This is a genomic window from Nitrospirillum bahiense (assembly GCF_007828025.1).
Lineage (GTDB): Bacteria > Pseudomonadota > Alphaproteobacteria > Azospirillales > Azospirillaceae > Nitrospirillum > Nitrospirillum amazonense.
Genome location: NZ_VITO01000029.1, coordinates 72,762 through 82,491, shown reverse-complemented (window position 1 = coordinate 82,491; position 9,730 = coordinate 72,762). Strand labels below are relative to the sequence as shown.

Here is a 9,730-nt window from a genome sequence, read left to right as displayed (position 1 = left end):
ACCGCCCTCACACGGCCTCGTCCCCTTCGTCTAGAGGCCTAGGACACCGCCCTCTCACGGCGGTAACAGGGGTTCGAATCCCCTAGGGGACGCCACCCCCGCTTAGCGGGTGAGTGATTTCAAGGCTTTACGGACCGAAAAGGTCCCACTCCTTCTAACCTCGGATTTTGGTGGGACGTTTTTGTTCGAAAGGTGTTCTTCGAACAGGGCCATCGCATGTCCGGCCAAGACCCGCTGGCGGGCTGCCCTGGTATAGGGGCGTAGCTGGTTCAGGTCACGGTGTCCGCTGATCGCCGCCATCTCCAGTTCCGACGCTCCCAGCTCCGCCAGGCGGGTCAGTGCGGCCTTGCGCAGACCGTGGGCGCTGCAATGGATCAGCCCCGCCTTGTTGCACCATTCACGGAAGCGGATGCCAAAGCCGGCCGGCGAAAAGGGGCGGCCATAGGCGGTGGTCAGGAAAGCCAGGTGGCCGCCGGGCATGGCGTCCAGCGCCTCTTGCAGGGCGGAGATAATGGGGATCTGCACCGTCACCGGATTACGGCGCGCGTTCTTCGCCTGGGTGATGACGATATGGCCATCCCGGATGTGCTGCGGCCCCATGCGGATGACGTCCGACCGGCGCTGCCCGGTGTATAGTAGAAGGGCCAGGGCCAGGCGCGGCATGGTCCCGAGAGGGTGCACCAGCTCAAACGCCTCCACCTCTTTCATCGTCCATGTATGATGCCCCTCCCCACCCGTCGTCAGCTTCTTGACGCCCGCGGCCGGGTTGCTGGGTAGCAAGCCGCCTTCCACCGCCGCGCTGAACATATGGCGCAGCGTCTTCACCAGGTTGTTCGCCGCGTCGGGCGTTTCGGCCTTATCGTCCCGGATTTTGACGATGTGTATCGTCTCTATGGTTCGGGCGGACCGATGGCCATGGGCAATGCATAGGGCGTCCAGCTCGCGGCGGCGCACGGCGCGCGTGCTGGGGGCCAGGCCCTGGAACATGCCGCTGGCATAGTAGAATTCGCAAAGGGCCTGGAATGAGCCCGGGCGCGTGTCGCGGCGCACGGGGGGTGCCGGCTTCTTCGCGGGGGTAACGGCCGGCGCGCCCTTTATATATGGCACCCCGTTGATCGCCGCCTGATACTCCGCCATGAATTCAGGCGTGCCGGGCGTCTCCATCAAGCGAACCTTGGGATTTGGCCGCCGCCGGACGTAGAGCCGGACATTGCCATGGCGGTCCGTGTCCTCGATCACCCATTTCAGGGTGATGCGGCCGGTGCCATCGCGTAGTCGGAATTCCACCATTCGTCCGGCGCTTTCAGGGGAGGCCTAGGGCCTTGCCCCAATCGTCATCGTCATTGGCGGCGGCCGTGCCCCCATCGCATTGAGGCAGCATGTCGAAGGCCTGGTCAAGGGCACGGATGTCCCAACGTGCCGCTGCCCCGTAAGCCTTCTTCGGCTTCGGCATCGTGCCTTTGGCTACCATCTTGTCAAACGTGGTCGCGCCCACGCCCACATAGGCGGCGGCCTGCATCCGGCTGAGGCCGCGTGGGCAGACGCCGGACGGCAGAGCGTCGCGGGTTCTCATACCACCCGCCCTCCACGAACGGCGTTCGCGGCTGTTTTCACTGCAGCCCCTAAGCCGGGCTGGCGGATGTCCGCAGCCGTCACCATCGCGTGGCAGACCAATTTGGCGAAGTTGGCGCCAGCAAGCAGTATGTCGCTTCCTGATGTGTCTTCTCCCCGGGCGCCGTTAACGCCATGTGTCGCGGCGACCAGTGTTGCACCGCAAGTGGTGGCCAGCACGATCTTAAGCTCATCAATGCTGAGATCGTGCTCTGCGACGGCGCTGTTTATCGCGGCCTGGACCAGATCGCGCGCGCTGACAATGCGGGCGTCAAGGTTGCTCATCGCCATCATCCCTTCCTTTGGGTGGTTGGGTGTACCCCGGCCGGCCGCCCTCGCCCCGGATCGTAGGCAGTTCGAGGCCTCGTGCCAGATCAGGCGCCTTAACCCCCAGCATGCGGCGGTTGCGGATGATGGCGGCCTTGGCCTCCGGGCTGAGATAGCTGCGTCTCATTCCGCCGCCCTCCCCGCCATCTGTGCCGCGACGCTGATCGGCAGTGGCTTGTCCGTCACCGCCCACGGCTGGGTCCAGTCCGGCATGGGCGGGCGGTGCAGGATGCGGATGGCGCGGGCGTGGCCCATGCCCCGGCTGATCCAGCCTCGTTCCTCCAACCGGCATAGGATGGCGTGCACGTTGCTGCGCGACGCCAGCTCCAGTTCATCCGCCATTTCTTGCATGCTGGGAATGGTGCCGCTGGCGTCCATGCATTCCGTCAACATGCGCATAACCGCCAGCTGACGCTTCGTCAGGGCCGCCGGCACCGACGGCATGGCCAGGGACAGCATGACATAGCCGGGGCTGAGCCAAGGGCCGCCGGCCAGGATATGGGTGACCTGGCGGACCAGGCGACGGCCGGTGGGGGTGCCGTCCAGCGTCTCATGTAAGCGCAGCTGGTCGCCCACCTGATAGTTGCGGTCGTTCAGCCGCAGTTCCGCCGTCTTGCGGCCGGCCTCAACCTCGCGGTAGTGGGCGGCCTCGCATTTCAGGTCGTGGATCATGGCCGTCACTCCCCGTCCAGGGCCGCCGCCAGGGCGCGGATGAAGGTGGCGCCCTTGTCGTCCAGATGCACCGCAACGTCTGACACCTCGACGCTGCCGCGCTGGACCTTGTCGCCCAAGGCGTTGATCAGGTGGCCGATGGCGGGGTCGCCCGCCTCTTCCTGGTTCGCGACTTCGGCGGCAATCTCATCCACATTGAGATAGATATCGACAGTCTCCCTGAAGCTCAGGGTAAGGCTGGTGCTCATGGTTCCCTCTCAAATCAGCAGGGGTGGAACGTCTAGGGTCGCGCCGATGGCGACGGGGCGGACCCAGATGGGGGTGTGGCGGATGGGTTGTTGCCGGCCGCTGCGGACCAGCAACAGCAGTTGCCCGAAGACTTCGCCTATGGCTTGGGCGGCCGGTTCGGGGACGGCGTTGCCGATGACTTCGCGCCACCGGCTGTCGCTCGTGCCGTCCAGTTCGAAGGGCTCGCCCGGGTCGACCATACCTTGCAGGGCCGCCAGCTCCAGGGTCGTAAAGGGCCTGTGCCAGGTACCATCCATCGCGCGGATGACGCAGACAAGGCGGTCCTTCGGGTCCGGCAAGCGGTCGATTGGGGCTTCGCTTTGCGCGTCGCGCGGATCAGCGACTGACCACGCGCCGTTGTTGTTCTTGGCGTAGGCGGGGATAGCCCGTGTCTGGCCGTCCCAATGGGTAACGCCGTACTGTCCGCCGGTGGCGTAATGCTCCTTGCCGCCCCGGAAGGCCTGGGGCATCACATCGGCCACAGCGAAGGCGCCATGGCCGGTGGTGCTGGCGCCTATCACCGTGCCGGCGCTACCATCGCGCGCCACCACCGCGTACTTGCCGCCGCCACCGTGGGCGGTGTGCGCCTTGGGGTCCGCCACGCACAGGCCGCCGCTGGCCACCTGGACGGCGCAGGACACGGTGGGCGCACTGCTGTCCGCCTCTACCACCCGGTACTTGTTGGTGTGGGCATCGGCGGACCAATTGGCGCAGCGCGGGTCCGCCACGCTGTGGGCCCCCTGCCCCGGAATGCTTTGTGCGGACACCGTGCCGGTTTGGCCTTCCCAACGGCGCACACCGTATTGCTGGTACTGCGCGCCCTCGAAGTGCGGATCCGCGACGCAGAGGCCGCCGCCCGATGGCCGTTCAGCGGCGCTGATGGTCGGGCTGGCCTCGCCCTCGGCCAACACGCGATACACGTTCTTGAACGGCGCCTTGCCCTCGCGGGTGCGGACATCGGCAACGGCATAGGCGCCCTTGCTGGGGCGGGCGTCGCCGCTGATGGTGCCCGTCTGTCCGTCCCAACCGTTGACCCCGAGATGGCCGGTACCCTCACGCATCGTGGCGACATGGGGGTTGCCGATGGCGTGTGCCTGCGCGCCATGGATGGGCAGGATGCGGAAATCCCGCAACACGCCGTCCTCCACCGCCAGCCTGTTCAGGCTGCGCCAATCCTTGCCGGCTTCGACAAATGCCAGGCGAACCCAAGTGATCCATTGCAGGGCCGGCACCCGGTGCCCCAGCCCCATGGACAGGTCGCCCGGCGGCGGCAAGGGTTCCAACACCTGCCCCACGGTCGATAACGGCTTCTTCACCGGCTCGTACAGAAACGCCGGCACCTTGGCGCGGTTGCGCGCCACCAGCAGGAAGCGCGGGCGGCGCTGTGCCAGGCCGCCAAGCTGTCCACAGCAATGGCTGGTCTCGGCGGCGGCATAGCCGTCCTGGTCCAGCCTGGCCATGATGCGGTCGATCATCGGGCGCCCCCGGATGGAGATGCGAACGACGTTCTCGAACAGGATGAACTCGGGCGCATCCGCCCCGGGCCAGGCCTCGCCCACTAGGCGCAGGCAGTTTTCCGCAAGCCTGTTCAGGGCCTGGTACTTGGGCGTCGCCGCCTTGCTCTCCGCCAGCAAGGGCGAGGCGCCCTTGCACGGCGCGGTGATGAAGACGATGTTGGGGCAGCGATAGCCGGCGGCCCTGCGCAGGTCATCCGCCGTCGCTTCCCGCCAGCCCGGCGGCGGTTCATGCCCGTGAAACGCCACATAGTCTTCGCGGCGAAACATGTCCAGCACCGTGCCTTGAACCCCGGTGCGACGGGTGAAATCGCGGATGCAGGCGGGGTCGTTGTCCACCCCGCCAAGGGTCACGATCCTGCCGCGCGCCATACCGACGCGGATATTGGCCTTGGCCATACCGCGCGCACCGGCCCCGCCGCCACAGCAGATGTGAAAGCTGGTGATCGTGTCGTCGAAGGGGGTGAGTAGCATGCTCATTCGGCGATCTTCTCAGTTCGGCTTGTCATTGGGCTTCAGGAAGGCCAGCGGGTCGGCTTGGCGGCGGACGGTGGCTAGAGGCGCCTTGTTGGTCGCGATCATGACCTTGACCAAAAGCGCCGCCGTCTTCTGGATCGGGCGGTCCGGAGCGAAGCGGATAGCCCATTCGATCAAGCACCCGACATGGAGGCAGGCAAAGGTGTGGGCCGTCTGCATCGCCTCATCCGGGGTCATCTGTTCCGGGTCGCCATAGACGGAAAAGAAGGCGTCCCTCATGCGCTGTGCCGCCAAGTTGGCCTTGGCATCATCCGTGATGGTGTCAGGGGCGTTGCCCATCACTTCCCCCTTTTCTTGTCGGTGGTCTTCGCCTCGATCTCATCCGCGACCTGGATCAGATCTTCCGCCAGTAGGCGAGCGTGTTCCGGCAGATAGGCCCTTGCCGACACGGTTCCGTTTTCACTGCGGTGGGTGACAACGACATAGCCATCCATCGCATCAACCAGGCTGTGGCCTGGCAGAGGTAGTTGCTGTGTCGCCATCACTTCCCCCCGTTCAGCACGGCGTCCGCCTTCGCGGCTTCCTCCGTCATGGCGGCAGCGATGTCGGGGTAGGCGCCGAAGCGGAATTCCGCCGGGATCGTGCGAACGTCGTTCGCGTCAACGAAATCGGCTATCGCCGTGCGCAACTGCGGCGCATCCCACCGCTTCAGGTCCGCCACCGGGACGGGGCTGGTGAAGCGGTGGTGGCGCCCGGCCTCCGCCATGCCGATGGTGATGGCGAGGCGGCGCAGGCGGTGAAGGTCCAGCAGGGCCAGATAGTCGGCGTCGATCTGCCAATGGCTGGCCATGTTGCCCATGTCCGCCGCCCAGGCCGCGACAATAGCCGGGCTGTCGCCCCCGGCCACGTTGCCGCCGGCATAGGCGCGGGCGGCGACCAGGCAGACGAACAGGACGCGCAGGTCCCCGTCCGGCAGGGCCAGCAGGGCGCGGACCAGGTCCGCCGTTCCGTCTGGCCTGGGGGACGCGCGGCCGTCCTCCGTCTCCGCCCGAATGGGCATGAGGGCCGCCGCCAGGTCGGACCGTTGCGTGCGCAGCTGGTCCAGGCTCATGGCCAGGTGGGGGTGGACGGCGCGGCGCGCGCCCGGGGTGCCGCTGCGCAACAGGATGCCGGGGTCGCTGTCCAGCATGCCGACGCAGGCCAACACCATGGCCATGCGGGCGTGGCCGTAGACGGTCATCTGCACGGCCTGGGTTTTCACCCGGTCCACATAGGCGCGCAGCTGCGGCGACATGAGCGATGGGCCCGGCATGGCGGACGGCGCCTCCACCATGCGGACATCGCCGCGCGGGATGGTGGGGGCGAAGCGGTCATAGATGGCATTCCCTGCCGCCAGGTCGGCGGCAGTGCCACCCAGCGGACGACTGGCTTCCATCGTTTCAGCCCGCTGTGCCTCGGGCGCGGACGTGGGCGGCGGCCCCAGCGTGTCCAGCAAGCCGCGGGGTTCCGCCGCCTTCGGCGCATGCCACACGTCGTATTCCGTGATGCGGTCGCGCAGTTCCACGGCCGTGGCATAACCGTCGCCGCCCATTTCGATCTGCCGTGCGTGATGGTCCTGCTGATCCGCCGGCAGGCGCATCAGCTCACGCGCCATCTCGGGGTTCACCTGGCCCCTGAAGAACAGTTCCTTGACGCTGTCGCTCAGGTCGCGGGCCATCTGCATGCGCAGTTGCACCCACCGGCGGGTCTTGCCGAACATCTCCGCCAGTTGGTCCAGGCTGGTGCCGCTGCGCTCCATGGCGATGAAGGCGTCGCCTTCTTCCAGCGGGTGCATGTCACGGCGGGCGACGTTCTCCGCCGTGGCGATGGCCAGCACGGCGCGGTCGTCCGCGTTCACCACCTTGACGGGGACAAGGAAGCCCTCGTCCTGCATCTCCCGTTCCACCAGGAACTGGAGGGCGCGCAGGCGCCTGCCGCCCACGAACACCTCATAGAAGCCGACACTGTCGGGGTGCTGGCGCGCCGTCAGGTTCTGCAACACGCCTTCGGCCATGATGCTGGACGCCAGTTCCTCAATCGCATCCTGGTCGAAGCGCTTGCGAGGGTTCAACGGGCTGGCCACCAGCTTGGATATCGGCACCATCCGCACGCCGCTTTCCGGCTCATCGGCCCCCGTCGCCCCCGGGCGGTCCAGGTCCGCATCCCCGGTCAGGTACCCAAGCGTGACGCCCAACACCGGGGCCAACTTGCGCAGGGTGTCCAGCTCCAGGTCCTGCCGTTTGCCGTTCAGCAGGCGGCTGAGTTCAGAGTGCGAGCTGAGCCCGGCATCACGGGCCAGGCCGCGCACGCTGGCGTTCGGGAGTGCGGCCATCGCGGCGGCGACGCGCTGCCCCAGCGGGGATAGTTCGCTGGTCATGCGGCTTCTCCGCAGGCGGCGGCGATGGCTTGCTGTTCAAGCCCCAAGGCGTTGGGGAAGCCGCGCCCACGGGCGGCGACACCGACATGCCAGGCCGCAGCGACGCGCAGCCGAGGGGTGGTTGCGGCCCCGGCGACGGACAACAGGCCGTCGAAGCCGCGCACAGCCAGCGGGAACCACGGGTTCCGCGACGCCAGCTGCGCGTGTTCCCAATAGAAGCGGGTTTGGATTTCAAGGCGGGTCATCAAGCCCTCCGGTGGTCGGAAAAGACCCCCGGGGCGCGACGCCCCGGGGGAAGCCCGGGCCATCCCGGGGCCGGTGGGTTGGGAAACGCCGGCCCGTTACGAATTACATATTGTAATTTCCGGCGCAACTGGAAAATTACATTTTGTCATAGATCGCGAACGGCGTTCGCCGTTAGGTGAGGATACCCAGGCCGAACTTGCCATTCCGCACATGGTGCACTGCCAATTGGCCGACCATCATGGCGATATGAAACTGAAGCGCCCGGAAAACCGCATCCGTGAAGTCCGTCAAGCACTTGGGATATCCCAAGAGGTGCTGGGGGAGCGTCTGGGGACTGATGGTTCCCAGATACACAAGCTTGAAAACGGCAAGCTCCGCCTCACCCTGGACTGGATGGTGAAGATAGCCGAAGCTTTGGGCTGTGACCTGGCTGATCTACTTCCTGTAATGCCCAATACCAAGGCCCACGCCCGAGCGGATCTGCTGCGCCGCATTGATCTGCTACGCCACCTGGTGGAGGCAGAGCAATTCGCCACGGCTTTCCAGTCGGGCGAAGTGATGATGCGTAACCTTTCGGCTGCTGCATCGAAATTTCCGGACGTCAAAGAATAGGTGGGCCGCAGGCGCTACGCTTCGCGCCCTGCCAAATTGGCAAGTCCGCATACTATAGTATGTATATGTATACGAGATTAACCGACGCCTGTACACGCAAGCCGCGAAATTGGGCTTGAGGCAAATTCGCACATGCCATAATGTCGCATAAGACCACTCTGGCAGGGTGGTCCACGCGTTCCCGCGCGCTTTCCAGGCCAGCCCTGTGGGGCTGGTCGACCAATGGCCGCACACCAGTCGCCCTGCCAGGGCGGCAATGGCAGTATATTGGCTACGGGAGCGCGTATTTAAGATGATTGTTGGTATAGATGCGTTGGGCGTTTTGGTTGGCGAGACTTTAACCAAATCCATTCTACTATCGGTTGGCGATAAAGTAGCCGAAGTCTGGTTAACGCAAAGCTATACACACGCACTATTTGGAGCGGTTGCGCTCAGAGCATTTACCCCAGATGGGTCCACCTGGCGCATCGGACGCCTTGCGGCGTATGGCGGAGTGATGCAACTGCATTTGGGCAGTGAAGCCAAGCAAGTGAATGGCTACCTGGTGCCGCGCATCGGCAATAAAATCGTCCTACCGTCCGCCTTGTCCATTAGCGGCCAAGAGGCTCTGGAGATCAATTTCCGAGACGATGGACTGACAAATCACGCGGGCGCCCGGTAAATCCTTCGCCTCAATATAGGACCTCAATAGCTTCACCAAATCTAACAGCTTGGTGACGCCGGTAGTTTCGACCAACGGAACCGGTGCATTTACCTTTTCCACTTGAAAGGCGGGGATAGCGCCCTCAGCCAAGTGAGGTGTGGCAGCCTCACCAGAAGGGTTGCTACTTCCGTATAGCAGCCATTCCGGAGTGGTGCCCAAGGCCTTGGCGATGATGGCGAGGCGATGCGGTCGTGGCGCCCTGAAATTGGCGCCCCCTTCCTCATACAAGTTGTAACCGGCCTGGCCAAAGCCTATGGCGTCAGAAAACGCCTTCGCCGTGACATACCCCCGCTCCTTGCGAAGCCGGGTGAGGCGGGTATGAAAATTTTCGTCGGCGTCGGTCATATTACGGATTGTAATTGGTTGTCTCCCCCAGGGAAACCTTAGGAAAACTGCATTTTGTAATTCGCGCTTGACGGGCTAATTACATTTTGTAATACGATGGTCCCCATGACCGTCGCCCGCATCATAGCCGCATGGCCCCACCCCTCCGAATTGGCTGCCGATATCGGCGTCGATGGGGGGCTGATCGCGTCGTTCAAACATCGTGACCGTATCCCGGACATGTATTGGGAAGATCTGGTGGCCGCAGCGCAGCGCCGCGGCTACAGCTGGATCACCCTGGAATACCTGGCCTCGCTTGCGGCGATGAAGCGGCGGGGGAATGCACCCTCAGAACAGCGGGCGTCGTTATGAGCTGGGGGATTGACCATGCCCGCAATGCCCACGGCCGCCGGCATGCCCGGCGGGATGAAGCGTCCCGACTGCCCCCGCGACCCGCTGTGCCTGTTCCTGGCGGCTGTGCCGGCGCGCCCTTCCCCTCCCTCTCTCGAACCGAAAGGAAGCGCCATGCGCGACCTGTTG

At 65.0% G+C, this 9,730-nt stretch carries 14 protein-coding genes and 1 tRNA gene; 3 read left to right on the top strand and 12 right to left on the bottom strand.

Annotated elements, in window-relative coordinates:
- Positions 1-19 precede the first annotated feature (19 nt).
- Positions 20-95 (top strand) — tRNA-Glu (locus tag FBZ88_RS27705).
- A 7-nt stretch (positions 96-102) separates the two neighbouring features.
- Here the strand turns inward: FBZ88_RS27705 and FBZ88_RS27700 are convergent.
- The 11 genes from FBZ88_RS27700 to FBZ88_RS27650 all read right to left on the bottom strand — a co-directional run bounded on the left by FBZ88_RS27700 (position 103) and on the right by FBZ88_RS27650 (position 7,550).
- Positions 103-954: a tyrosine-type recombinase/integrase gene (locus tag FBZ88_RS27700; protein WP_211102825.1), complete on the bottom strand. Its 852-nt coding sequence runs from the start codon at positions 952-954 to the stop codon at positions 103-105.
- A 349-nt stretch (positions 955-1,303) separates the two neighbouring features.
- Complete coding sequence (locus FBZ88_RS27695; protein ID WP_145620224.1) at positions 1,304-1,573, bottom strand: helix-turn-helix transcriptional regulator; 270 nt, start codon at positions 1,571-1,573, stop codon at positions 1,304-1,306.
- The gene (locus tag FBZ88_RS27690; RefSeq protein ID WP_145620223.1) at positions 1,570-1,896 is read right to left on the bottom strand and encodes a hypothetical protein; all 327 of its coding nucleotides are present in this window, start codon (positions 1,894-1,896) and stop codon (positions 1,570-1,572) included. The genes FBZ88_RS27695 and FBZ88_RS27690 overlap by 4 nt, the downstream gene beginning before the upstream one ends.
- A complete protein-coding gene (locus tag FBZ88_RS27685; protein ID WP_145620222.1) occupies positions 1,883-2,065 on the bottom strand; it encodes a hypothetical protein in 183 nt (60 codons plus the stop codon). The genes FBZ88_RS27690 and FBZ88_RS27685 overlap by 14 nt, the downstream gene beginning before the upstream one ends.
- Complete coding sequence (locus tag FBZ88_RS27680) at positions 2,062-2,610, bottom strand: DUF3850 domain-containing protein (RefSeq protein ID WP_145620221.1); 549 nt, start codon at positions 2,608-2,610, stop codon at positions 2,062-2,064. The genes FBZ88_RS27685 and FBZ88_RS27680 overlap by 4 nt, the downstream gene beginning before the upstream one ends.
- A 5-nt stretch (positions 2,611-2,615) precedes the next feature.
- Entirely contained in the window at positions 2,616-2,858 is a 243-nt protein-coding gene (locus FBZ88_RS27675) for a hypothetical protein (RefSeq protein WP_145620220.1), read from the bottom strand.
- 9 nt (positions 2,859-2,867) lie between these two features.
- Positions 2,868-4,892, bottom strand: a complete 2,025-nt coding sequence (locus FBZ88_RS27670; protein WP_211102824.1) for a DNA cytosine methyltransferase — start codon at positions 4,890-4,892, stop codon at positions 2,868-2,870.
- A 12-nt stretch (positions 4,893-4,904) separates the two neighbouring features.
- Positions 4,905-5,228, bottom strand: coding sequence for a hypothetical protein (locus FBZ88_RS27665; RefSeq protein ID WP_145620219.1), 324 nt, complete (start codon positions 5,226-5,228; stop codon positions 4,905-4,907).
- The gene (locus FBZ88_RS27660) at positions 5,228-5,431 is read right to left on the bottom strand and encodes a hypothetical protein (protein ID WP_145620218.1); all 204 of its coding nucleotides are present in this window, start codon (positions 5,429-5,431) and stop codon (positions 5,228-5,230) included. Before FBZ88_RS27660 ends, FBZ88_RS27665 begins: the two co-directional genes overlap by 1 nt.
- On the bottom strand, positions 5,431-7,305 hold the full coding sequence (locus FBZ88_RS27655; RefSeq protein ID WP_145620217.1) for a ParB/RepB/Spo0J family partition protein: 1,875 nt from the start codon (positions 7,303-7,305) through the stop codon (positions 5,431-5,433). The genes FBZ88_RS27660 and FBZ88_RS27655 overlap by 1 nt, the downstream gene beginning before the upstream one ends.
- Positions 7,302-7,550, bottom strand: a complete 249-nt coding sequence (locus FBZ88_RS27650; RefSeq protein ID WP_145620216.1) for a hypothetical protein — start codon at positions 7,548-7,550, stop codon at positions 7,302-7,304. The genes FBZ88_RS27655 and FBZ88_RS27650 overlap by 4 nt, the downstream gene beginning before the upstream one ends.
- Positions 7,551-7,623: 73 nt before the next feature.
- On the opposite strand from FBZ88_RS27650, the gene FBZ88_RS27645 reads away from it, so the two are divergent.
- Complete coding sequence (locus FBZ88_RS27645; RefSeq protein WP_145620215.1) at positions 7,624-8,163, top strand: helix-turn-helix domain-containing protein; 540 nt, start codon at positions 7,624-7,626, stop codon at positions 8,161-8,163.
- Between the two features lie 571 nt (positions 8,164-8,734).
- Here FBZ88_RS27645 and FBZ88_RS27640 read toward each other — a convergent pair.
- On the bottom strand, positions 8,735-9,211 hold the full coding sequence (locus tag FBZ88_RS27640; protein WP_145620214.1) for a helix-turn-helix domain-containing protein: 477 nt from the start codon (positions 9,209-9,211) through the stop codon (positions 8,735-8,737).
- 105 nt (positions 9,212-9,316) lie between these two features.
- Here FBZ88_RS27640 and FBZ88_RS27635 point away from each other — a divergent pair, with 105 nt between their 5' ends.
- Positions 9,317-9,562 (top strand): hypothetical protein, encoded by a 246-nt coding sequence (locus FBZ88_RS27635; protein ID WP_145620213.1) that lies wholly within the window; start codon positions 9,317-9,319, stop codon positions 9,560-9,562.
- Positions 9,563-9,730: the final 168 nt, after the last annotated feature.